Origin of the sequence: Neoroseomonas alkaliterrae (assembly GCF_014199195.1) — a bacterium.
GTDB classification, from domain to species: Bacteria; Pseudomonadota; Alphaproteobacteria; order Acetobacterales; family Acetobacteraceae; genus Neoroseomonas; species Neoroseomonas alkaliterrae.
Genome location: NZ_JACIJE010000004.1, coordinates 60,794 through 81,834, shown reverse-complemented (window position 1 = coordinate 81,834; position 21,041 = coordinate 60,794). Strand labels below are relative to the sequence as shown.

Below are 21,041 nucleotides of genomic sequence, written 5' to 3'. Positions count from 1 at the left end.
CCCATTCGGGGGCCGTGGCGGCGCCGCTCACGCCGGCGCGTCCAGCCCGTAGGCGCTGTGCAGCGCGCGCACCGCGAGCTCCGTGTAGTCGGCCGCGACCAGCACGCTGACCTTGATCTCGGAGGTGGAGATCACCTGGATGTTGATCCCCTTCTCGGCCAGCGCCTTGAACATGGTGTTGGCGACGCCCGCATGGCTGCGCATGCCGATGCCGACGACGCTGATCTTGGCCACGTCCGGGTCGGCGAGAAGCGCCTCGAAGCCGAGCTCCTCCCGCGCCTTGCCGATCACGTCCTGGGCGCGGGCGAGGTCCGCCTTGCCGACCGTGAAGGTCATGTCGGTCATGCCGTCGGCGCCGATGTTCTGGACGATCATGTCCACGTTCACATTGGCCTTCGCGAGCGCGCCGAACACCTTTGCCGCCACCCCCGGGCGGTCCGGCAGGCGGCGCAGCGTCACCTTGGCATCGTCGCGGGAATACGCGATGCCGGAAACCACGGGCTGTTCCACGATCTCGTCCTCATCCACCACGAGCGAGCCGGGCTTGTCCTCGAAGGAGGACACGACCTGCACCCGCACGCCGAGCTTCATCGCCAGTTCGACCGAGCGCGTCTGCAGCACCTTGGCACCCACGGAGGCCAGCTCCAGCATCTCCTCGAAGGAGATGCGCTCGAGCTTGCGCGCGCGCGGCACGATGCGCGGGTCGGTCGTGTAGATCCCGTCCACGTCGGTGTAGATGTCGCAGCGGTCCGCCTTCACCGCGGCCGCGATCGCCACCGCCGAGAGGTCCGACCCGCCGCGACCGAGCGTGGTGATGCGGTGGCGCTGGTTCTCGATGCCCTGGAAGCCGGCGATCACCGGCACCTGGCCCGCCTCCATGCGCTCGATCAGCACGGAGCCGTCGATGTGCTCGACACGCGCCTTGCCATGCGCCTGGTCGGTCACGATCGGCACCTGCCAGCCCTGCCAGGAGCGCGCATCCACCCCGATCGCCTGCAGCGCGATGGCGGTCAGCCCCGTCGTCACCTGCTCGCCGGTCGCGACCACGGTGTCGTATTCGCGCGCATCGTGCAGCGGCGAGAGGTCCTGGCACCATTTCACGAGCTGGTTCGTCACCCCGGCCATGGCGGAGACGACGACGGCCACCTGGTGGCCGGCCTCCACCTCCCGCTTCACGCGGGCGGCGACGTTGCGGATGCGGTCGAGGTCGGCGACGGAAGTGCCGCCGAACTTCATGACGATGCGGGCCATCGGCGGCGGTCTGGTTCCTGGGGCCGGGCTGGGAAAGGCCGCCCGGGCGGTTGCGCCGGGCGGCGGGCCGGGACAGATACCGATGGGCCGGGCGGCGCGCAACCCGCGCCGTGCAGGAACCGCGCACGCCCCGAAGGGACGATCCATGCCGCCGACAGGCACCGTTCTCGACGCCGAGATCGCCAAGTTCGACGCGCTCGCCGCGCGCTGGTGGGACCCCGACGGGCCGATGAAGCCGCTGCACCGGATGAACCCGCTGCGCACCGGCTGGATCGCCGAGCGCCTCGCCCGCCACCACGGCCGCGACCCCGCGGCGCGCGATGCGCTCGCCGGCCTCGCGCTGCTCGATGTCGGCTGCGGCGCCGGCCTCGCCTCGGAGGCCTTCGCCAGGCGCGGGGCGGCGGTGACCGGCCTCGACGCGGCACCCGAGGCGCTCGCCGCCGCCCGCGCCCATGCCGAGGCCGGCGGCCTCGCCATCACCTACCGGCAGGGCCTGCCCGAGGACCTGCCGCCCGAGGAGACCTTCGACGCCGTGGTGGCGCTCGAGGTGATCGAGCATGTCGCCGACCGCGCGGCCTTCCTCGCCGCGCTGGCGCGCGCGCTGCGGCCGGGCGGGCTGATGTTCCTCTCGACGCTGAACCGCACCGCGCGGTCCTTCCTGATGGCCAAGCTCGGCGCGGAATACCTGCTGCGGCTGCTGCCCGTGGGCACGCATGACTGGCGGATGTTCGTCACCCCGGGCGAACTCGGCGCCGAGTTGCGCCGGGCGGGGTTCGCGGTCGCCGACATCACCGGCATGGCGATGGACCCGCTGACCGGCCGCTGGCGCGCCTGCCGCGATGTCTCGGTCAACTACCTGGTGATGGCCCGCGCGCGCTGAGCCGCCGCACCCTCATCGCGGCGGGCGGCAGGCCCGGCACGTCGCGCGCGGCGGCGCGCGAAACGGCAGCGCGATCCCCGCGCAGGGGCCGGCCCACGCCGGCCGCGCGTCAGGCGTCGGACGGCGGCACCCACGGGATCCGCGCCACCGCGATCCCTTCCTCGCGCAGGGCTTCGGCCTCGCTGTCGGTCGCCTCGCCGAAGATGCCGCGCCGCTCGGATTCGCCGCGGTGCATCCGCCGCGCCTCCTCGGCGAAATCCGCGCCCACATAGTCGCAGTTGCGCTCAACCTCGGCGCGCAGCCGCTGGAGCATGGCGCGCAGCTGCGCGGGCATCGGCCCGGCCGCGACCGGCGCCTGGGCCGGCGGCGCGGCGGCGGGCGGCGCCACGGGCGGCGCCTCGGCCGGCGCGGCCGCATTGCGCGCCGGGCGCCCCTTCTTCGGGATGGCCGGGGCCATCAGCGCGCGGCCAACCTCGGTCCCGCCGCAGACGGGGCATTCGACCAGCCGCGCCTTGAGCAGCGCCTCGAAGGCGGCGCTGTCCTTGTACCAGCCGTCGAAGGCGTGCTCCTCCCCGGTCGTGGTGCAACGCAGCTGGTAGTGGATCATCGGTCCCCGTCCTGCCCCGGCCCACCCTGCGCCGGGCGTGTTGCGGAGATTTGGCACTCAAATGACAGGAGTGCCAGACCCCCGCCGCTCAGGCCGCGAGCATCGCGTCCAGCCGCCCCGCCCGCTCGAGCGCGTGGAGGTCGTCCGAGCCCCCCACCGGTACGCCGTTGATGAAGACCTGCGGCACCGTCGTCCGCCCGCCCGAACGCGCGATCGCCTCGGCCCGCGCGGCCGAGCCGTTCGGCGCGTAGATCTCGCGGTAGGCGACGCCCTTGCGGTCCAGCAGCGCCTTGGCGCGCGCGCAATAGGGGCAGAAATCCTGGACGTAGATCTCGACTTTGGCCATGGCGCGAGAATTGGCCCGCGCCGCGCGCGGATCAAGCCGCGCCGTCATTCCGCAGGCGCGGATCGGGCACGCGCGCCGCGGCCAGCACGTCCACCGCCGCCACGCCTGCGGCCAGCAGCGCCTCGGCGCAGGCATTGGCGGTGGCGCCCGAGGTCAGCACGTCGTCCACCAGCAGCACCCGCCCGCCCCGCACCGCGCGCAGCCGGGCGGGATGCACGGCGAAGGCGCCGGCCACGGTCAGGGCGCGCTCGGCCGCCCCGCGCTCGTTCAGCGGCGGGGTCCGACGCGCGCGGCGCAGCAGGTCGGGCAGCACGGGCCGCCCGCCCAGCCGGCCGAGTTCGGCGGCCAGCAGCGCCGCCTGGTCGTAGCGCCGCGCGATCACGCGCCGCCAATGCGCGGGCACCGGCGCGATGGCGTCCGCCCGCGCGAGCAGCCCCGCACCGGCGCGCGCCATGTGCCGCGCCAGCGGCCGGGCGAGTTCGGTCCGGTCGCCATGCTTGAAGGGCAGGATCAGCCGCTTCGCCGCCGCGTCGTAGCGCAGCGCCGCGCGCGCCGCCGCGAAGGCGGGCGGGTGCGCGGTGCAGGCGGGGCAGACGGCCCCGGCCGGGCCGCGCTCGGCCGCCTGGGCCTCGTGCGCGAAGGGCACGCCGCAGCGGGCGCAGAAGGGCTCGGTGATGACCGAAAGCCCGGCGAAGCAGGCCGGGCATTGCGTGCCCTGCACCGCCACCTCGGCCTCGCAGGTCAGGCAGCGGGGCGGCAGCAGCGCGTCAAGCAGGCGCGCCGCCGCCGCCCGCCCGGCCGCCGCGAGGCGCTGCAGCCCGGCCGCGCGGCGCGGCTCAGCCCCAGGCGCCGAAGGGCGCATCGCCGTCCTTGGCCACCTCATGCACCAGGTCGATCTCCCAGGAGAGGTATTCGCGCATCGCCTCCTCGACGCCCTCGTTGCGGTCATAGGGCCGGAGGTAGAAATCCGCGCATTCGGCGTCGGGCGGGTTGCGCCGGTCGGCGGCGAGCGGGAAGCCCGCGGCCTTCCAGGCCGCCACGCCGCCGGCCAGCAGCTTCACCGGCGCCGGCACGATCGCCTGCAGTTCGGCCGCGGCGAGCCGCGCCTGCGCCTCCTCCGGCGCGGCCACCACCACCTGCCGGTCGCCCGCGAGCCGGCCCGCCAGCCGGTCGAGCCGCGTGCGGATGCCCCAGAGCGATCCGGGGATGTGGCCCTCCCGGAAATCGATCGAGCGCGCGAGGTCCACCACCTGCGCCGCGCCTTCGGCGAGCAGCGCGGCGAGTTCCGCCGGGGCGATCCGCGGCACCCGCACCGCCTGCGCCTCCGGGCATTCGGGCTGCCAGGCGCCTTCCTCGAGCCGCCCGGCGAGGCCGTCGGTCAGCACGACGACCTCCCAGCCGCCGAGCTGGCGCAGCCAGCCGCCGGTCATGCGCGCGCGCACCCCGGTGTCGTCCACCAGCACGATGCGGGCCCCGCGCACCGCCACCCACTGGTCGGTCGCCTGCACGAGCTGCCCGCCCGGCGCCGAGCGGCTGCCGATCATGTGCCCGGAAGCGAACTCGGCCGGGTCGCGCACGTCGAGCACATAGGTCGTGCGCCCCGGCTCGGCGCACATCGCCTCGAACGCCGCGCGGGTGGCGAAGCGCACGCCGTGGCGGCGGGCGAAGCGGTCGGCGCGCACGAAGGCCTCCTCGGCACCGGCGGGGGCGCGCTCGGGGTAGCGCTCGGTCCGGCCCCGCTCGCAGGCGAAGCCCGCCAGTTCCCAGCCCATGGTGCCGTTGCGCAGCGCCACCACCTTGTTGGGCACGCCCGCGCTGCGCAGCGATTCCGCGCCGAGGATCGAGCGCGTCCGGCCCGCGCAGTTCACGACGATGGTGGTCTCCGGCCGTTTCACGAACTCGCCGATGCGATAGACCAGCTCGCCCCCCGGCACGTTCACCGCGGTCGGGATGCTCATGCGCCGGAACTCCTCGATCGGGCGGCTGTCGAGCACCACCATGTCGGTCCCCGCATCCATCATCGCCTTGAGCTCGGCCGGGTCCACGCTCGGCGTGTGGTAGTGGTGCTCGACCCATTCGCCGAAGGCCTTGGAGGGCACGTTGACGCCGGAGAAGGCGACATAACCCGCCGCCGCCCAGGCCGGCGTGCCGCCCGACAGCACCGAGACATCGGTGCAGCCGATCCCTTCGAGATAGGCCGCGAGGCGGGCCGCATGCCCCTCCCCGCCATCCACGCAGACCACCCGCACATCGCGCCGCGGCAGCAGCGCGCGCGCGCGCACCTCCTTCCTGGACAGCGGGCAGGGCACCGCCCAGAACAGGTGGGAGCGGCCGAACTCGCCCTCCTCCCGCGCATCCAGGATGGCGAGCTCGCCCCCGTCGCGGATCCAGCCCTTCAGCGTCGCGGCCTCGATGTCCTTCGCCATGTGCGTCCCGTCCCTGCCGCGCGGCGCGGCGTCCCGTCCCGTTGGTCTCCGGGCGCGACGCTACGGCGGAACGGGCGCTTCGGGAAACCTCGGCCCCCGGGCGGGTGGGCGGAGGAGGCTTGCCTCGCGCCCGGCGAACCCGCATCTGCAGCCCATGCCCGATGCGATCCGGATCTTCGACCGTCGCCTGGTGCGGCTCAGGCGCGAGCGCGCCGCGACGACCCAGCATCGGGTCGCGCCCATCCTCGAGGAAGCCGCCGCACGGCTGCTCGACCGGCTCGATGACACCACGCGCCGCTTCACCCGCGCGCTCGAGATCGGCGGCCGCGGCCTGATCGCCCCCGCGCTCGCCGCGCGCGGCATCCCCTTCGTGGTCTCGGCCGACCTCGCCGCCGGCCAGGCCCGCGCGGCGGGCGGCCTGCCCGTCGCGCTGGACGAGGAATGGCTGCCCTTCGCCGAGGGCAGTTTCGACCTGGTGGTGGCCTGCCTGTCCCTGCACTGGGTGAACGACCTGCCCGGCGCGCTGGTGCAGATCCGCCGCGCCCTGGCCCCGGACGGGCTGTTCCTCGCCATGCTGCCCTGCCTGCCGAGCCTGCAGGAACTCCGCGCCGCGCTCTCCGAGGCCGAATCGGAGCTGCGCGGCGGCCTTTCCCCGCGCGTCTCGCCCTTCCCCGAACTGCGCGACGGCGCCGGCCTGCTCCAGCGCGCCGGCTTCGCCCTGCCGGTCGCCGATGCCGAGGACATCCCGCTGCGCTACCGCGACCCGCTCGGCCTGCTCGCGGACCTGCGCGCGGCGGGCGAGGGCAACGCCGTGCTGGCGCGTGATGCCCGGACGCCGCCGCGCGCGCTCTTCCCGCTCGCGGCCGCGCGCATGGCGGGCGATGCGGCCGGCGTGCCGGCGACGCTGCGCCTCGTCGTGCTCACCGGCTGGGCGCCCGCGGTGGGCCAGCCCCGGCCGGCGCGGCCGGGCAGCGCCACGGTGCGGCTGGCCGGTGCGCTCGGCACCGTCGAGCACGGCACGGGCGAGAAACCCGGCCCGTGAGGCCCGCCCCTGCGCCCCGCGGTCCTTGCAACCGCGGGGGCCAGGGCGCATCTTTGGCCTTCACCTGACGACAAGGCCGGAACGCTCCATGGAGCAGCAGGGCGGCGAAGCGCGCCGCATCACCATCCACAGCCCCGAGGATTTCGCCGGCATGCGCCGCGCCGGGCGTCTCGCCGCCGAGACGCTCGACATGATCGCCGCCCATGTGCGCCCCGGCATCAGCACCGGCGAGATCGACCGCCTCTGCCACGACTTCATGGTCGCCCATGGCGCGGTGCCCGCCACGCTCGGCTATCGCGGCTACACCAAATCCTGCTGCACATCGGTCAACCACGTCGTCTGCCACGGCATCCCCGGCGAGCGCATCCTCGCCGAGGGCGACATCGTGAACATCGACGTCACCGTCATCCTCGACGGCTGGTATGGCGACACCAGCCGCATGTTCGTCGCCGGCGAGCCCTCGACCAAGGCGCGGCTGCTGATGGACGTGACCTACGAGGCGATGATGAAGGGCATCGCCGCGATCCACCCGGGCGCCACGCTCGGCGATGTCGGCCACGCCATCCAGAGCCATGTCGAGCGGCACCGCTTCTCGGTGGTGCGCGACTTCTGCGGCCACGGCATCGGGCGCAACTTCCACGAGCCGCCCAATGTCCTGCACTACGGCCGCCCCGGCGAAGGCCCCCGGCTGCGCCCGGGGATGTTCTTCACCGTCGAGCCGATGGTGAATGCCGGCCGGCCCGAGGTGAAGATCCTGGATGACGGCTGGACCGCCGTGACGCGCGACCGCTCCCTCTCGGCGCAGTACGAGCACATGATCGGCGTGACCGAGACGGGGGCCGAGATCTTCACCCTCTCCCCTGCCGGCCTGCACCGGCCGCACGACAGGGCGCGGGTGCCGGCAGCGTCCTAGCGGCCTTCGCCGCCGCGGGGGCATCCCCTGTCGGATCGCGGCCGAGCCTCGCGCCACGGTTTCCTTTTTCGCTTCATGCTTCTACTCTCGGTTCCGCCGGCCCCACCGGCGACAGGTCCGGCATGACGCACAGGAAACAATTCGCGGAGGCCGCACCGGCGCTGCCCATCGGCCTCGATCCCCCGCCCGCCGCCGATGCGGCGCCGCCCGGCCATGCCGGCCACCGCGCCCGCATGCGCGCGAAGCTGCTCGGCGCCGGCCCCGAGGCGCTGCTCGACCACGAGCTGCTCGAGATGGTCCTCTTCCTCGCCCTGCCGCGGCGCGACACCAAGCCCATCGCGCGCGCGCTGCTCGCCCGCTTCGGTTCCTTCGCCAACGCCATCGCCGCGCCCCTTCCGGCGCTGCGGGAGGTGGAGGGGCTCGGCGAGGCCGGCGCGGCCGCGCTGCGGACGGTGCAGGCCGCCGCCCTGCGCCTCGCCCGCGCCGAGGTGATGGACCGGCCGGTGCTGAACAACTGGGACCGGCTCATCGCCTACCTCAGCGCCGCGATGGCGCGCGAGCCGGTCGAGCAGTTCCGCGTCCTGTTCCTCGACACCCGCAACCGCCTGATCGCCGACGAGGCGCAGGCGCGCGGCACCGTCAACCACACCCCGGTCTATCCGCGCGAGGTCGTCCGCCGCGCCCTCGAACTGCAGGCCACCGCGCTGATCCTGGTGCACAACCACCCCTCGGGCGACCCCACGCCGTCCCGCGCCGACATCGCGATGACGCAGGAGGTAATGGCCGCCGCGGCGAGCCTCGGCATCCTGCTGCACGACCACATCGTGGTGGGCCAGGGCCGCCACGTTTCCTTCCGGCGCGAGGGGCTGCTCTGAACCGCGGCGGCGCGACTGAAGCGTTTCGCGGCACGCGCGCCGGAGCCGCGTTGCGCCGTTGACCGCCGCGGCGCTCGCGCGCCACCCTTCCGCCATGCGCTTCATCCCGCCTGCCGTCGCGGTGGCCTGCCTCATCGCAGCCGGCGCGACCGATGCCCAGACCGGCGGCGGCCTCGGCAACCTGCCGCCGCCCGGCGCCCGCCCCTCCGCGCCCCAGCCCTGGCCGGGGCCGCAGATGGCGCTGCCGCGCGACAAGCCCCCGCCGCTCGGCGGCGCCTATCGCCCGCCCGGGCCGGCCGCGCAGCCCCCGGGCTTCCCCCAGGGCCCTATGGCCGCGCTGCCGCGCGAGAAGCCCCCGCCGCTCGCCGCCGCCGGCCCCGGCACCGTGCCGCGCCCCGGCCCCGGCGCGACGCCCGGGCCCGGCCCCGGCCCCGCCATCGCCGGGATCCAGCCGCGCCCGCCCATCGAGCGCCAGGCGCCGCGCCAGGTCTCCTCGGGCACCGGCTTCGTGGTCGCCCCGCGCCAGATCATGACCAACCAGCACGTCGCCGAGGGCTGCACGGCGATGCGCGCCCGGCTGCACAACGGGCAGGAGATCGCGGCGACCGTCATCGCCTCGGACCGCGAGCGCGACCTCGCCCTGCTTCGCACCGACGCCGATCCCGGCCCCGTGCTCTCCTTCCGCCGCGCCGCCGAGGTCCGGCGCGGGGAGAATGTCGTGACCTACGGCTTCCCGCTCGCGGGCCTGCTCTCCTCTGGGCCCACGCTGACCACGGGCGATGTCTCCGCGCTTGCGGGCATCGGCGACAATGCGCGCCAGATCCAGATCAGCGCGCCGGTCCAGCAGGGCAATTCGGGCGGGCCTCTGCTCGACCTGCGCGGCCAGGTGGTCGGCGTCATCGTCTCCAAGCTCAACGCGCAGCGAATCGCGCAGGCGACCGGCGACATACCGCAGAACGTCAACTTCGCGGTGAAGCACACCGAGGCGGTAGACTTCATGCGCGAGCACGGCGTGCAGCCCCTGCTCGACGACCCGCCGCCCACGCTGCGCACGGCGGCGGAGATCGGCGAGCTCGCCCACGCCTCCACGGTCTTCCTGCGCTGCCTGCGCTGAGCCGCGGCGGTCAGGCCGCCGCGCGGCGCATTCTCACCCGCCGCGCACCGCGCGCAGCGCGGCGGCGGCGAAGGCGGTGGCGTCCGCCGGCGGCGGGCGCGTGTCCGGCATGGTCACATGCACCTTCACGAAGCGCCCATCCGCGCCGCCCACGCAGACATGGCGCGACACCGGCGCGCGCCCGAAGGCGCCGGTGAGGATGGCGCAGCGCAGCCCGGCCTCGCGCAGCGTGACGCGCTCGCGCTCGGCGAGCCTCCGCCCCGTGCGGCCCTGCGGCGATTCGGCGACATCGGCGACGGCGGCGGTCACCTCGCGGTCAATCTCGGGCGCGCCCGGATCGGTCGGCGCCGCACCGCCCGGCGCGTCATAGATCAGCACGGTGCCGACCGCGCGACGGTTGGGCGTGGCGTAGTCGAGCGCGAGCGATGGCCCGGGCCGGCGCGCCGTCTCGCCGAGCTGGAACCCCGCGAGCTGGGCGGGCATGCGCGCCGCGACGGCATCGAGGCTCGGGCGCTCGCCGATCTCGATCGCCGCGCAGGCCCCGAGGCCGAGCACGGCGAGGAGCGGCAGCGCCCTTCCCCTCATGGTCCGAATCATCGCGGCTGCAGGATTCCGCACGGCGTCTCCTCCCGTTGCTGCGCCCGGATGGCGGGCCCGCGCGCCAAGTGGCGCGGCGCCCGCGGCGGCGCGGTCACCGGACCGGCCAGGGACGCCCCGCGAAGGAGCCAGCCGAATCCGGCCAAACCATGACCACGGCAAGGCCGCCGCGGCAATGCTCCGGCCGTTGCGCGCTCAGGCCGAGGAGCGTCGGCTCGCGTCGCGCACCGCGCCCGCGACCAGCGTGATGATCGCGGTGTAGACGATCATCTGGAACACCGTCGCCCCGACCCAGAGCCAGACCGGGAAGACGCCCGCGATCGCCGGCACCAGGAAGCCGAGCGGCAGGAACAGGTAGGCATAGGCCTCGGGCACCGCGGCGGCGACCTGCTCCGTCCCCTCGTAGATCATGGACAGCGCGACGTAGAGGATCACCAGCAGGCCGACCCAGGCGATCCAGCGGTGCTTGTCGAGCAGCCGCGCGATGAAGGTCGCCGCGACGCCCATCAGCACCACCGAGACGGCAAGGCCGATGATCAGGATGTAGGGATGGTCCTTCGCCGCGCCCGCGACCGCGAGCACGTTGTCGAGGCTCATGGAGACGTCGGCGACGAGGATCTGCGTGATCGCCTGGCGCAGCGTCTTGCGCGGCGCGCCCGCGGGCGTCTCGCCTTCCAGCGCCTCCACGCCCTCGTGCTGCTCGGTCGTGTCCGGGTGGTCGTGGCCGCCGCCCTCGCGCAGCTCGCGGTACATCTTCCAGCACACCCAGAGCAGCAGCACGCCGCCCGCGAGGATGATGCCGACGATCTGCAGCAGCTGCACCGTGATCGAGGCGAAGGCGATGCGCATCACCGTCGCGGCGATGATCCCCCAGAAGATCGCCTTGCGGCGCTGGTCGGCCGGCAGCCCGGCCGCCGCCATGCCGACGACGATGGCGTTGTCCCCTGCGAGGACGACGTCGATGAACAGCACCATCGCCAACGGCTGGAGCCATTCGGGCAGCAGTTCCAACATTCTGGGGACATTCCAGGGATTTTGGGGTCATTCACCGGCCACGTAGCGTTACCGGGGCGCCCCGGCCTCCGCAAGCCCGCAGCCCGCGCCCCGGCCCATGCCGTCGCATGGCGGCGGCGGCGTTTCCGCCCCGCCGCGGCTTGCGCCCGCCGCCCCGCCGCGCCAAACGCTCCGCGTTCCCGCCCACCGGAGCCTGCCCGCATGGTCCCGCGCTATTCCCGCCCGCAGATGACCGCCATCTGGTCGCCCGCCGAGCGCTACCGCATCTGGTTCGAGATCGAGGCGCTCGCCGCCGAGGCGATGGCCGCGATCGGCGCCATCCCCGCCGAGGCGGCGCGCGTCATCCGCGAGAAGGGCGCCCCGCGCGCGGCGGCGATCGGCGAGGCCGAGGTCGCGCGCATCGACGAGATCGAGCGCGTCACCCGCCACGACGTCATCGCCTTCCTCACCTTCATGGCCGAGGGCATCGGCCCCGAGGCGCGCTTCATGCACCAGGGCATGACGAGCTCCGACGTGCTCGACACCTGCCTTGCCGTGCAGCTCACCCGCGCCGCCGACCTGCTGCTCGAGGACCTCGACGCGCTGCTCGCCGCGCTGAAGGCGCGCGCGATGGAGCACCGGCGCACCCCCACCATCGGCCGCAGCCACGGCATCCATGCCGAGCCGACCACCTTCGGCCTCAAGATCGCGGGCCACTACGCGGAGTTCGCGCGCGGGCGGGAACGGCTGCGCGCGGCGCGGGCCGAGGTCGCGACCTGCGCCATCTCGGGGCCCGTCGGCACCTTCGCCTCGGTGGACCCGCGCGTGGAGGCCTTCGTCGCCGAGCGGCTCGGCCTCGCGGTCGAGCCCGTCAGCACCCAGGTCATCCCGCGCGACCGGCATGCGGCCTTCTTCTGCGCGCTCGCCGTCATCGCCTCGGGCATCGAGCGCCTCGCGACCGAGGTGCGCCACCTCCAGCGCAGCGAGGTGCGCGAGGCCGAGGAGTTCTTCCATCCCGGCCAGAAGGGCAGCAGCGCCATGCCGCACAAGCGCAACCCGGTGCTGAGCGAGAACCTGACGGGCCTCGCGCGGCTGGTGCGCGGCTATGCGGTGCCCGCGCTCGAGAACGTGGCGCTGTGGCACGAGCGCGACATCAGCCATTCGAGCGTCGAGCGCGTCATCGCCCCCGATGCCACCATCGCGCTCGATTTCGCCCTCGTGCGCCTGACCGGCATGATGGAGAAGCTCACCGTCTATCCCGAGCGCATGGCCGCGAACCTCGAATCGCTCGGCGGCGTGGTGCACAGCCAGAAGGTGCTGCTCGCCCTCACCCAGGCGGGCATGAGCCGCGAGGACGCCTATGCCGCCGTGCAGCGCGCCGCGATGGCGACCTGGCAGGCGCTCGGCACGCCGGGCGGGCGCAGCTTCGCCGAGAATCTCGAGGCCGACCCGGCGGTCAGTGCGGTCCTTTCGCCCGCGGCCATCGCCGCGGCGATGGACCCCGCGCGCGACTTCGCGCATGTGGACACCATCTTCCGCCGCGTCTTCGGCGAGGGCTGAGCCACCCCTTCGGCGCGCGCCATGCCGGCGCATGGGCCGGAAGCAAGGCAGGCCTGCCGCGATTCCGCCCCAACCGATGTGCTAGGAATCGGCAATCAAGGAGGTAGCGACCCATGCGCCTGATCCGGACGCTCAGCCTCGCCGCCCTGGCCTCGGCCGCCTGCCTGATGGGCGCGGCCCCGCAGGCCGAGGCCGGCGACCGCCATTGGCGCCATGGCGGCCATCCCGGCCGCGGCTGGGGGCCGCCACCGCGGCACGCCTATGTCGCGCCGCCGGCCTACTACTACGCCCCGCCGCCGCGCGTGTACTACGCGCCGCCGCCGCGGGTGTACTACGCCCCGCCGCCGCGCGTGTATTACGCGCCGCCGCCGCCGGTCTATTACGCCCCGCCGCCCGTCTATTACGCGCCCGGCGTGTCGCTGAACTTCCGTTTCTGACGCCTGGGCCGCCGAGGGGCGCGGCGGCGACGCCCGCGCCGGTATGCTTCGGCGGCTGACGCCCGGGGCGCGGCCGACGATGCGGCGCACCGGCTTGCGCCCCTCGGCCCGCGGCCCCAGCCTTCCTTCATGTGCACGGTGATCGTCCTCCGGCGGCCGCACCATCCCTGGCCGCTGCTGCTCGCCGCCAACCGGGACGAGCGCCTCGACCGCCCCTGGGATCCGCCCGCCGCCTGGTGGCCCGAATCGCCCGGCCTGATCGGCGGGCGCGACCGCAGCGCGGGGGGCACCTGGATGGCCCTCGGCCCGGGCGGGGTCGTCGCCGCCGTGCTCAACCGCCCCGGCAGCCTCGGCCCCGAGGCCGGCAAGCGCTCGCGCGGGGAGCTCCCGCTGGTCGCGGCCGCCGCCCCCTCCGCCGCCGCCGGCGCGGCGCGCATCGCCGCCCTGCCGGCGGAACGCTGGCGCCCCTTCAACATGGTCGTCGCCGACCACCGCGACGCCTTCTTCCTCCGCGGCCTCGGCCAGGGCCATCCGGAGACCCGGCCGCTCCCCGAGGGCCTCTCCATGGTCACCGCCCACGACCCCAACGACCCGGCGAGCCCGCGCACCCGGCGCCACCTGCCCCGCTTCCGAGCCGCCCCGCCGCCCGAGCCGGATGCGGGCGACTGGTCCTCCTGGCAGGCGCTGCTCGCCGACAGCGGCCACGGGCCGGAATTCGGCCTCGCGGAGACGCTCAACGTCCCGCCCTCGGGCGGCTTCGGCACGGTCTGCGCGAGCCTGATGGCGCTCGCCCCCGGCCGGGCGCCGGTCTGGCTCTTCTGCCCCGCCCCGCCCGGCCAGGCCGCCTTCGCCCCGCTCGCCAGCGCGCTCGCCGCCTGACGCGGGGCTGCCCCCCCGGGCATGGGCGATGGCCCTTCCGGCCCGCCCTTGCTATACGCCGCCTCTCTCTCGCCGTTGGCCCATCCGCGCGGCGACACGAAGGATTCCTCCCGCCATGGCGCGACGCCGACAACTCTACGAGGGCAAGGCCAAGATCCTCTTCGAAGGCCCCGAGCCCGGCACCCTGGTCCAGTACTTCAAGGACGACGCCACCGCCTTCAACGCGAAGAAGAAGGGCACCATCACCGGCAAGGGCGTGCTCAACAACCGCATCAGCGAATACCTAATGACGCGCCTCGCCGAGATCGGCATCCCGACCCACTTCATCCGCCGCCTCAACATGCGCGAGCAGCTGATCCGCGAGGTCGAGATCATCCCGCTCGAGGTCGTGGTGCGCAACGTCGCGGCCGGCTCGCTCAGCCAGCGCCTCGGCATCACCGAGGGCCAGCGCCTGCCGCGCTCGATCATCGAATACTACTACAAGAACGACGCGCTGAACGACCCGATGGTCGCCGAGGAGCACATCACCTGTTTCGGCTGGGCGAGCACGCAGGACCTCGACGACATCGTCGCGCTCACGCTCAGGGTGAACGACTTCCTCACCGGGCTTTTCCTTGGCGTCGGCATCACGCTGGTGGACTTCAAGCTGGAGTTCGGCCGGCTGTGGGAGAATGAGGAGATGCGCATCGTCCTCGCCGACGAGATCAGCCCCGACAATTGCCGCCTGTGGGACGCCAAGACGGGCGAGAAGATGGACAAGGACCGCTTCCGCCGCGACCTCGGCAAGGTCGAGGAAGGCTACCAGGAGGTCGCCCGCCGCCTCGGCATCCTGCCCGAGGCCGGCCCGCGCGACATGACCGGGCCGGAGGTGATGCAGTGAAGGCGCGCGTCTACGTGATGCCCAAGGCCGGCGTGCTCGACCCCCAGGGCAAGGCGATCGGCCATGCGCTCGAAGGCCTCGGCTTCACGGGCGTGAAGGAGGTGCGCGCGGGCAAGGTGATCGAGCTCGACCTCGCCGAGACCGACCCCGCGAAGGCGAAGGCCGCCGCGGAGGACATGGCCCGCCGCCTGCTCGCCAACACGGTGATCGAATCCTTCCGCGTCGAGATCGCCTGAGATGATGAAGGCGAGCCTCCTCGCGATGGCGGTGCTGACCGTCCTCTTCGCGATGGGGCTGCGCTGGCGCGAGGAGCGCCTCGCCACCACCAAGGCGCCGCGCCCCAGCATCATCGCCCGCGGCAAGCGCACCGCGAACCGCTGGGTCACCGCCGCCGCGCTGGCCGCCGGCTCGACCATGCTCATCATGGGCGGGCTGCACTGGCTGCGGATCTCCTTCGGCTGACCGGACCACGCCATGAAAGCCGCCATCATCGTCTTCCCCGGCACCAACCGCGAACGCGACATGCGCATCGCGCTCAAGCGCGCGACAGGCCGCGAGCCGCTGATGCTGTTTCACCGCGAGCCGCTGCCCGCGGGGCTCGATCTCGTGGTGCTGGCTGGCGGCTTCTCCTACGGGGACTACCTGCGCTGCGGCGCGATGGCCGCCCAATCCCCCATCATGCGGGAGGTGAAGGAGTTCGCCGCGCGCGGCGGCCACATCCTCGGCGTGTGCAACGGCTTCCAGATCCTGATCGAGGCCGGACTGCTGCCGGGCGGGCTGCTGCGCAACGCCTCGCTGCGCTTCCTCTCGATGGACTGCATCCTGCGCGTCGAGCGCGCGGGCACCGCCTTCACCAGCCGCTGGCAGAAGGGTGCGACCTTCCGCGCCCCCATGGCCCATGGCGACGGCAACTACTTCGCCGACGAGGCGACACTGGACCGCCTGGAAGGCGAGGGCCTCGTCGCCTTCCGCTACGTGAACGAGGCCGGCGAGGCGACCGAGGCGGCCAACCGCAACGGATCCGCCCGCAACATCGCCGGAATCTTCTCCCCCAACCTGCGCATCTGCGGCCTGATGCCCCACCCGGAAGATCTGGTGGACGAGCTGATGGGCGGGACGGACGGGCTGCCGATGTTCGAGAGTTTGGCGGAGAGTCTGGTTTCGGCCTGAGGGCGCTTCGCAGGGGTGCCGCCCCTGAACGTCGTAACGACACCGATTTCCTGCCCTCTTCGGCCGGTTGGGTGTTCAATCGATGTTGCGGCCCTCACCGATTGCGACGACGCAGGATGTTCAAGACCTGGGCCAATACCCGCCCAGGATCGGCCACTATTGCCGGGCGGCCGACGTCTCGCTTGCGGTCATGGGAAGCGAGAGAGTGAAGCGCAGATCGGAGGGCCGGCAGGGCTGCTCCAAATCGGGTTCGCGGCAGACCAGGCCGCGGATCCCGGCAGGTTCGATCGTCCCGCGATAGGACTCGAACTGCGGTGACCGCCCCCGCGGATTGCGCACATAGCCCGTCTCGGCGAGTTCGAGCCGGTTCTCCACGATCCGCCCGCGGGCGGAGAGCACCGAGCCGCTGACCGGCCAGATCATCTCCGCCGTGAAGGTGCCTGCCTCGAGGTCGCGCGACTGGAAGACGAGCCGGAAAGGCGTGACGCGATTGCGGCTCGGCTCGATGAAGGCCCCCGCGAGTTCGGGCACTTCCCGCAGGATCCGCGGCGGATCACCGAAGATTGCAGCCATCCGGGCCCGTCGGTCGCGCTCGTCGGCCACCCGCTGCTGCATCGCCGCGACCGCACGATCCCGCACCGCCGCATACTCGGGCGTGCCTTCGACCAGCGTAGGCGGCAGGAACTCTCCCCGGAGTCGCCCCGCGGCGGCGAAGGGGTCACCCTGCACCTCCACCACCGTGCTCCAGCGTCCAGCATAAAGGACCGAGGTCGCGATCCCGTGCAGCGTCCGCCGCGCCCCGGGGGTCAGCGCGGGCTGAAGTACGAGGATGCCATCGAGCCGGCCTGCCTCCCGATAGGTGGTCTCACGCAACCTCAGCTCCGCCACGAAGCGGCTGAGGATGCGCGGCGTCACGGCCGATCCGCGATTTTCCGTCGCCTCGATGCGCAGGGACGCGACTTCCCAGCCGCGGGGGAGCCGCTCAGCAAGAGCGGTCTGGATATCCCGCTGCGGAGGCGTTTGCGCCAGGGCGGCAGGGTGGCCGGTCACGGCGGCCAGGACTAGGCCGATCAGAAGAACACGGAGAGGTGAAATCATCGATAGACCTCGAACGCGCATCAGACTTGTCTATGCTGAGCATGCCAAGCGAGACGCGTCAATATTTTACCCGGAATGCTCGTGTCGTTTGCGCATTGCATCGATTTGCATCGTCTGAAGACTCTCACGCGGGGATGAAGATTTCGCCCTTTGGTCGCTTATGACTCGAAAGTCTTCTACATTAATGACATGTATCGTCGCCATGCTGCGGCCCTTCGCCCGCGTCCCGAGGCGCTGCCGCAGCCGTTCCCTGCCCGGCCATGCTCCTCGACCCGCTCGTCATCCTGACAGCGGTGCCAACCCGCTACCGACCGTGCCCACCTCGTCCGGCCAGGACCGCATATGCCGGGACATCTTGAGCGGTTTCCGCCTCCTCCTCCGCCGCGCTTCGGGCATCCTCTCGATTCCGCGGGCGGAGCCCCTCGCCCGCTCATGACGCCCCCGCGCCGCACCCCCCCCTGGACAGCGCCGCCCCGCCTGCCGACAAGGCACCCATGACCGCCGCCGCCCCGCAGAGCGCCCCCGTCTCGCTCGACCCCGCCCGCGCCGCCCAGCTCGCCGCCGAGTTCGGCCTCAAGCCCGAGGAATACGACCGCGCGCTCGCCATCCTCGGCCGCACGCCCTCGCTCACCGAGCTCGGCATCTTCTCGGTGATGTGGAGCGAGCACTGCTCCTACAAATCCAGCCGCGTCTGGCTCAGGGAACTGCCCACCAAGGCGCCCTGGGTCATCCAGGGCCCGGGCGAGAATGCCGGCGTCATCGCCATCGGGGATGGGCTGGCCGCCGTATTCAAGATGGAATCCCACAACCACCCGTCCTGGATCGAGCCCTACAACGGCGCGGCCACGGGCGTGGGCGGCATCCTGCGCGATGTCTTCACCATGGGCGCGCGGCCCATCGCCAACCTCAACGCACTGCGCTTCGGCGCGCCCGACGCGCCGCGCATGCGCCAGATCATCGACGGCGTGGTGCGCGGCATCGGCGGCTACGGCAACTGCGTCGGCGTCCCGACCGTGGGCGGGGAGGTCAACTTCCACCCCGCCTACAACGGCAACCCGCTGGTCAACGCCATGACGGTCGGCATCGCCCGCGCCGACCGCATCTTCACCGCCAAGGCGACCGGCGTAGGGAACCCGGTGGTCTATGTCGGCTCCAAGACCGGCCGCGACGGCATCCACGGCGCCACCATGTCGAGCGCCGAGTTCAGCGCCGACGCCGAGGAGAAGCGCCCCACCGTGCAGATCGGCGACCCCTTCGCCGAGAAGCTGCTGATCGAGGCCTGCCTCGAACTCATGGCCACCGACGCCATCGTCGCCATCCAGGACATGGGCGCGGCGGGGCTGACCAGCAGCAGCGTCGAGATGGCCGGCAAGGGCGGCATGGGCATCGAACTCGTGCTGGACAACGTTCCCCAGCGCGAGGAGGGCATGACCGCCTACGAGATGATGCTCAGCGAGAGCCAGGAGCGCATGCTCATGGTCCTCAAGCCCGGCCGGGAAGCCCAGGCTGAGGCCATCTTCCGCAAGTGGGAGCTCGACTTCGCGGTGATCGGCCACCTCACCGATACGGGGCGCATCGTCATCCGCCACAAGGGCCATGTGGAAGCCGACATCCCGCTGGCCCCGTTGGAATCGGAAGCCCCCCTCTACCGCCGCCCCACCGAGGATACGCCCAAGCAGCCCCTCCTCGACCCCGCCACGGTCGCCAACCCCACGACGATCGAGGACGCGCTCAAGCGCCTCGTCGCCTGCCCCGACCTCTGCTCCCGCCGCTGGATCTGGGACCAGTACGACAGCCTGGTGAACGGCCAGACCGTGAAGCGCCCCGGCGCGGCGGACGCCGCCATCGTGAAGATCGAGGACCACGCCCGGGCGCTGGCCATGACCACCGACTGCACCCCCCGCTACGTGGTCGCGGACCCCGAGGAAGGCGGCAAGCAGGCCGTCGCGGAAGCCTGGCGCAACATCACCGCGACCGGCGCCCGGCCGCTCGCCATCACCGACAACATGAACTTCGGCAACCCCGAGAAGCCGCGCATCATGGGCCAGTTCGCCGGCGCGGTGCGCGGCATGGCCGCCGCCTGCACCGCGCTCGACTTCCCGGTCGTGAGCGGCAACGTCTCCCTCTACAACGAGACGGAAGGCCGGCCGATCCTGCCCACCCCCGCCATCGGCGGCGTCGGCGTGCTGGACGATGCGAGGCACGCCGTGGGCCTCGGCCTGCCCGCGAATGCCGACCTGGTCCTGGTCGGCACCACGGCGGGCCATCTCGGCCAGTCCCTCTGGCTGAGGGAGATCGCCGGCCGCGAGGAAGGCGCCCCGCCCCCGGTGGACCTCGCCGCCGAGCGCCGCAACGGCGATTTCGTCCGCGCGCAGATCCTCTCCGGCGCCGTGCTCGCCTGTCACGACTGCGCCGATGGCGGCCTGCTGGTCACGGTCGCCGAGATGGCGATGGAAACCGGCGTCGGCGCGACCCTCGCCGCCGCCCCCGCCGGCGTGCCGGAACACGCCTTCTGGTTCGGCGAGGACCAGTCCCGCTATGTCGTCGCGGTCAAGGATGCCGGAGCCTTCCTGGCGGCGGCGCAGGCCGCGGGCGTCCCGGCGAAGCGCCTCGGCCGTTCCGGCGGCGGGGACTTGGTTCTCTCCGGAGGCCGTTCCATATCGGTGGCTGCGCTGCGGGACGCGAACGAATCGACCCTGCCCGCGCTGATGGAAGGGAGGACGGCCTGATGGCGATGCAACCCGCGGAGATCGAGGCGCTGATCAAGGCGGCGCTCCCCGATGCCGAGGTGACCATCGAGGACCTCGCCGGCGACGGCGACCACTACGCCGCCAAGGTCGTCTCGGAATCCTTCCGCGGCCTCTCCCGCGTCAAGCAGCACCAGATCGTCTATGCCGCGCTGCAGGGCCGCATGGGCGGCGTGCTGCACGCCCTCGCCCTCCAGACCTCCGCCCCGGAATAGGACCCGACCCGATGTCCAACCCGACCTTCGAGCGCATCCAGGCCGACATCACGGAGAACCCCGTGGTGCTCTACATGAAGGGCACGCCGGTCTTCCCGCAATGCGGCTTCAGCGCGCGCGTCGTGCAGATCCTCAGCCACATGGGCGTGCCCTTCAAGGGCGTGAATGTGCTCGAGGACATGGAGATCCGCGAGGGGATCAAGGCTTTCACCAACTGGCCGACCATTCCCCAGCTCTACGTGAAGGGCGAGTTCGTCGGCGGCTGCGACATCGTGATGGAGATGTTCCAGTCCGGCGAACTCGCCGCCCTGCTCAACGAGAAGGGCATCCCCCACAAGGCCGAGGCCTGACGCCGCCCCCGGGGCCGCGCCAGCGGGCGCGCCCCGGGATGCCGGCCCACGGCGCGGGGAGCGCGCCTCAGCGCCCCGCGAGCCGCGCGAGGTTGATCGCCCGCGCATAGGCGAGTTTCGCCTCGGCCGGCGCGTCGCCCTGCACCTGCACCAGGATGCGGTTGTCCACCAGCATCTGGATGTTGCCGTCATTGCCCTGGATGGCGCGCTGCTCGCCCACGCGCACGAGCCGCCCCATCGCGCCCGCCAGCATCGGGTTGGCCATCACCGCCGCGAGCTGGGCGATCATCGGGTTGTCGCTCATCACCTGGATCTCGACCGACTGCCCCTGCGCGTTGCGGTAGGTGCGCGACGCCGTGCTGCCGCCGAACATGCCGGCGAGGCCGGCGGTCGCCGAACTCGCCTCCTCCGCCGTCCAGCCCGGCAGCGCATCGGGCAGCGCGGCGGCGAGCCCGGCGGCGGCGCGCTGCTGGAGCAGCTGCAGCGCCTCCTGCAGCGCGGTCTGCGCGGCCTGAATGCGGCCGCCCTGATAGGCGCGCTGCGCCTCGGTGATGGCGTCGGACACCTCGTCGGCGCGCACGGCGGCGGTGGAAAGCCCCGCGGCGAGCGCGGCGGCGAACAGGATCGAACGGTGCATGCTTCTCCTCCGGCAGCCGCGGCA

Annotated in this window: 23 protein-coding genes and 1 pseudogene; 15 read left to right on the top strand and 9 right to left on the bottom strand. The window is 72.9% G+C overall.

Going from position 1 to position 21,041, the window contains the following annotated elements:
* Positions 1-27: 27 nt before the first annotated feature.
* A complete protein-coding gene (locus FHS88_RS08610) occupies positions 28-1,251 on the bottom strand; it encodes an aspartate kinase (protein ID WP_184483601.1) in 1,224 nt (407 codons plus the stop codon).
* 145 nt (positions 1,252-1,396) lie between these two features.
* On the opposite strand from FHS88_RS08610, the gene ubiG reads away from it, so the two are divergent.
* The gene (gene ubiG / locus FHS88_RS08605) at positions 1,397-2,131 is read left to right on the top strand and encodes a bifunctional 2-polyprenyl-6-hydroxyphenol methylase/3-demethylubiquinol 3-O-methyltransferase UbiG (protein WP_184483599.1); all 735 of its coding nucleotides are present in this window, start codon (positions 1,397-1,399) and stop codon (positions 2,129-2,131) included.
* Between the two features lie 109 nt (positions 2,132-2,240).
* Here ubiG and FHS88_RS08600 read toward each other — a convergent pair whose 3' ends face one another.
* The 4 genes from FHS88_RS08600 to FHS88_RS08585 form a co-directional block, all read right to left on the bottom strand.
* Positions 2,241-2,738 carry a DUF1178 family protein gene (locus tag FHS88_RS08600; RefSeq protein WP_184483597.1) on the bottom strand — a complete coding sequence of 166 codons (498 nt, stop codon included), beginning with the start codon at positions 2,736-2,738 and terminating at the stop codon, positions 2,241-2,243.
* A gap of 88 nt (positions 2,739-2,826) precedes the next feature.
* Positions 2,827-3,084: a glutaredoxin 3 gene (gene grxC / locus FHS88_RS08595; protein ID WP_184483595.1), complete on the bottom strand. Its 258-nt coding sequence runs from the start codon at positions 3,082-3,084 to the stop codon at positions 2,827-2,829.
* A gap of 31 nt (positions 3,085-3,115) precedes the next feature.
* Positions 3,116-3,946: a ComF family protein gene (locus FHS88_RS08590; protein ID WP_184483593.1), complete on the bottom strand. Its 831-nt coding sequence runs from the start codon at positions 3,944-3,946 to the stop codon at positions 3,116-3,118.
* Positions 3,921-5,510 carry a rhodanese-like domain-containing protein gene (locus tag FHS88_RS08585; RefSeq protein ID WP_184483591.1) on the bottom strand — a complete coding sequence of 530 codons (1,590 nt, stop codon included), beginning with the start codon at positions 5,508-5,510 and terminating at the stop codon, positions 3,921-3,923. Before FHS88_RS08585 ends, FHS88_RS08590 begins: the two co-directional genes overlap by 26 nt.
* Before the next feature lie 154 nt (positions 5,511-5,664).
* Between FHS88_RS08585 and FHS88_RS08580 the strand changes: the two genes are divergently transcribed.
* The 4 genes from FHS88_RS08580 to FHS88_RS08565 all read left to right on the top strand — a co-directional run bounded on the left by FHS88_RS08580 (position 5,665) and on the right by FHS88_RS08565 (position 9,454).
* Positions 5,665-6,552, top strand: coding sequence for a methyltransferase domain-containing protein (locus tag FHS88_RS08580; RefSeq protein WP_184483589.1), 888 nt, complete (start codon positions 5,665-5,667; stop codon positions 6,550-6,552).
* 88 nt (positions 6,553-6,640) lie between these two features.
* Positions 6,641-7,465, top strand: coding sequence for a type I methionyl aminopeptidase (map, locus tag FHS88_RS08575; protein WP_184483587.1), 825 nt, complete (start codon positions 6,641-6,643; stop codon positions 7,463-7,465).
* Positions 7,466-7,587: 122 nt separating this feature from the next.
* A complete protein-coding gene (radC, locus tag FHS88_RS08570; RefSeq protein WP_184483585.1) occupies positions 7,588-8,340 on the top strand; it encodes a RadC family protein in 753 nt (250 codons plus the stop codon).
* Positions 8,341-8,398: 58 nt separating this feature from the next.
* The gene (locus tag FHS88_RS08565; protein WP_184483583.1) at positions 8,399-9,454 is read left to right on the top strand and encodes a S1C family serine protease; all 1,056 of its coding nucleotides are present in this window, start codon (positions 8,399-8,401) and stop codon (positions 9,452-9,454) included.
* 33 nt (positions 9,455-9,487) lie between these two features.
* Here FHS88_RS08565 and FHS88_RS08560 read toward each other — a convergent pair whose 3' ends face one another.
* Both FHS88_RS08560 and FHS88_RS08555 read right to left on the bottom strand, forming a co-directional pair.
* Positions 9,488-10,039 carry a hypothetical protein gene (locus tag FHS88_RS08560; RefSeq protein ID WP_184483582.1) on the bottom strand — a complete coding sequence of 184 codons (552 nt, stop codon included), beginning with the start codon at positions 10,037-10,039 and terminating at the stop codon, positions 9,488-9,490.
* A gap of 384 nt (positions 10,040-10,423) precedes the next feature.
* Positions 10,424-11,065, bottom strand: a pseudogene (locus FHS88_RS08555) (TerC family protein); the annotation flags it as partial.
* 201 nt (positions 11,066-11,266) lie between these two features.
* Between FHS88_RS08555 and purB the strand changes: the two are divergent.
* The 7 genes from purB (at position 11,267) to purQ (ending at position 15,970) form a co-directional block, all read left to right on the top strand.
* Positions 11,267-12,604: an adenylosuccinate lyase gene (purB, locus tag FHS88_RS08550; protein WP_184483578.1), complete on the top strand. Its 1,338-nt coding sequence runs from the start codon at positions 11,267-11,269 to the stop codon at positions 12,602-12,604.
* A 113-nt stretch (positions 12,605-12,717) separates the two neighbouring features.
* The gene (locus tag FHS88_RS08545) at positions 12,718-13,041 is read left to right on the top strand and encodes a hypothetical protein (protein WP_184483576.1); all 324 of its coding nucleotides are present in this window, start codon (positions 12,718-12,720) and stop codon (positions 13,039-13,041) included.
* Between the two features lie 129 nt (positions 13,042-13,170).
* Positions 13,171-13,920, top strand: coding sequence for an NRDE family protein (locus tag FHS88_RS08540; RefSeq protein WP_184483575.1), 750 nt, complete (start codon positions 13,171-13,173; stop codon positions 13,918-13,920).
* 115 nt (positions 13,921-14,035) lie between these two features.
* Complete coding sequence (gene purC, locus FHS88_RS08535; protein ID WP_184483573.1) at positions 14,036-14,800, top strand: phosphoribosylaminoimidazolesuccinocarboxamide synthase; 765 nt, start codon at positions 14,036-14,038, stop codon at positions 14,798-14,800.
* Positions 14,797-15,036 carry a phosphoribosylformylglycinamidine synthase subunit PurS gene (purS, locus tag FHS88_RS08530; RefSeq protein ID WP_184483571.1) on the top strand — a complete coding sequence of 80 codons (240 nt, stop codon included), beginning with the start codon at positions 14,797-14,799 and terminating at the stop codon, positions 15,034-15,036. The genes purC and purS overlap by 4 nt, the downstream gene beginning before the upstream one ends.
* Before the next feature lie 4 nt (positions 15,037-15,040).
* On the top strand, positions 15,041-15,262 hold the full coding sequence (locus FHS88_RS08525; protein ID WP_246419731.1) for a hypothetical protein: 222 nt from the start codon (positions 15,041-15,043) through the stop codon (positions 15,260-15,262).
* Positions 15,263-15,274: 12 nt separating this feature from the next.
* Positions 15,275-15,970 carry a phosphoribosylformylglycinamidine synthase subunit PurQ gene (gene purQ, locus FHS88_RS08520; protein ID WP_184483568.1) on the top strand — a complete coding sequence of 232 codons (696 nt, stop codon included), beginning with the start codon at positions 15,275-15,277 and terminating at the stop codon, positions 15,968-15,970.
* A gap of 156 nt (positions 15,971-16,126) precedes the next feature.
* On the opposite strand, the gene FHS88_RS08515 is transcribed toward purQ, so the two are convergent.
* Positions 16,127-17,068 carry a hypothetical protein gene (locus tag FHS88_RS08515; RefSeq protein ID WP_184483566.1) on the bottom strand — a complete coding sequence of 314 codons (942 nt, stop codon included), beginning with the start codon at positions 17,066-17,068 and terminating at the stop codon, positions 16,127-16,129.
* A gap of 494 nt (positions 17,069-17,562) precedes the next feature.
* Here FHS88_RS08515 and purL point away from each other — a divergent pair, with 494 nt between their 5' ends.
* Genes purL through grxD form a run of 3 tightly spaced genes read left to right on the top strand, consistent with a single transcriptional unit; the run spans position 17,563 to position 20,380 of the window.
* Positions 17,563-19,797, top strand: a complete 2,235-nt coding sequence (gene purL / locus FHS88_RS08510; protein ID WP_184483563.1) for a phosphoribosylformylglycinamidine synthase subunit PurL — start codon at positions 17,563-17,565, stop codon at positions 19,795-19,797.
* A complete protein-coding gene (locus tag FHS88_RS08505) occupies positions 19,797-20,030 on the top strand; it encodes a BolA family protein (RefSeq protein ID WP_184483561.1) in 234 nt (77 codons plus the stop codon). Before purL ends, FHS88_RS08505 begins: the two co-directional genes overlap by 1 nt.
* 11 nt (positions 20,031-20,041) lie before the next feature.
* Entirely contained in the window at positions 20,042-20,380 is a 339-nt protein-coding gene (gene grxD, locus FHS88_RS08500; protein WP_184483558.1) for a Grx4 family monothiol glutaredoxin, read from the top strand.
* A gap of 67 nt (positions 20,381-20,447) precedes the next feature.
* On the opposite strand, the gene FHS88_RS08495 is transcribed toward grxD, so the two are convergent.
* The gene (locus FHS88_RS08495; protein WP_184483556.1) at positions 20,448-21,017 is read right to left on the bottom strand and encodes a hypothetical protein; all 570 of its coding nucleotides are present in this window, start codon (positions 21,015-21,017) and stop codon (positions 20,448-20,450) included.
* Positions 21,018-21,041: the final 24 nt, after the last annotated feature.

Bases quoted from the DNA above. Each gene is read 5' to 3' on its own strand.
- FHS88_RS08600 (WP_184483597.1), bottom strand. From the start codon at position 2,738: ATGATCCACTACCAGCTGCGTTGCACCACGACCGGGGAGGAGCACGCC.
- FHS88_RS08515 (WP_184483566.1), bottom strand. From the start codon at position 17,068: ATGATTTCACCTCTCCGTGTTCTTCTGATCGGCCTAGTCCTGGCCGCC.
- purQ (WP_184483568.1), top strand. From the start codon at position 15,275: ATGAAAGCCGCCATCATCGTCTTCCCCGGCACCAACCGCGAACGCGAC.
- purL (WP_184483563.1), top strand. From the start codon at position 17,563: ATGACCGCCGCCGCCCCGCAGAGCGCCCCCGTCTCGCTCGACCCCGCC.
- FHS88_RS08585 (WP_184483591.1), bottom strand. From the start codon at position 5,510: ATGGCGAAGGACATCGAGGCCGCGACGCTGAAGGGCTGGATCCGCGAC.
- FHS88_RS08545 (WP_184483576.1), top strand. From the start codon at position 12,718: ATGCGCCTGATCCGGACGCTCAGCCTCGCCGCCCTGGCCTCGGCCGCC.
- radC (WP_184483585.1), top strand. From the start codon at position 7,588: ATGACGCACAGGAAACAATTCGCGGAGGCCGCACCGGCGCTGCCCATC.
- purC (WP_184483573.1), top strand. From the start codon at position 14,036: ATGGCGCGACGCCGACAACTCTACGAGGGCAAGGCCAAGATCCTCTTC.
- map (WP_184483587.1), top strand. From the start codon at position 6,641: ATGGAGCAGCAGGGCGGCGAAGCGCGCCGCATCACCATCCACAGCCCC.
- FHS88_RS08590 (WP_184483593.1), bottom strand. From the start codon at position 3,946: ATGCGCCCTTCGGCGCCTGGGGCTGAGCCGCGCCGCGCGGCCGGGCTG.
- grxD (WP_184483558.1), top strand. From the start codon at position 20,042: ATGTCCAACCCGACCTTCGAGCGCATCCAGGCCGACATCACGGAGAAC.
- FHS88_RS08525 (WP_246419731.1), top strand. From the start codon at position 15,041: ATGAAGGCGAGCCTCCTCGCGATGGCGGTGCTGACCGTCCTCTTCGCG.
- FHS88_RS08560 (WP_184483582.1), bottom strand. From the start codon at position 10,039: ATGAGGGGAAGGGCGCTGCCGCTCCTCGCCGTGCTCGGCCTCGGGGCC.
- FHS88_RS08610 (WP_184483601.1), bottom strand. From the start codon at position 1,251: ATGGCCCGCATCGTCATGAAGTTCGGCGGCACTTCCGTCGCCGACCTC.
- ubiG (WP_184483599.1), top strand. From the start codon at position 1,397: ATGCCGCCGACAGGCACCGTTCTCGACGCCGAGATCGCCAAGTTCGAC.
- FHS88_RS08495 (WP_184483556.1), bottom strand. From the start codon at position 21,017: ATGCACCGTTCGATCCTGTTCGCCGCCGCGCTCGCCGCGGGGCTTTCC.
- purB (WP_184483578.1), top strand. From the start codon at position 11,267: ATGGTCCCGCGCTATTCCCGCCCGCAGATGACCGCCATCTGGTCGCCC.
- grxC (WP_184483595.1), bottom strand. From the start codon at position 3,084: ATGGCCAAAGTCGAGATCTACGTCCAGGATTTCTGCCCCTATTGCGCG.
- FHS88_RS08540 (WP_184483575.1), top strand. From the start codon at position 13,171: ATGTGCACGGTGATCGTCCTCCGGCGGCCGCACCATCCCTGGCCGCTG.
- FHS88_RS08580 (WP_184483589.1), top strand. From the start codon at position 5,665: ATGCCCGATGCGATCCGGATCTTCGACCGTCGCCTGGTGCGGCTCAGG.
- FHS88_RS08505 (WP_184483561.1), top strand. From the start codon at position 19,797: ATGGCGATGCAACCCGCGGAGATCGAGGCGCTGATCAAGGCGGCGCTC.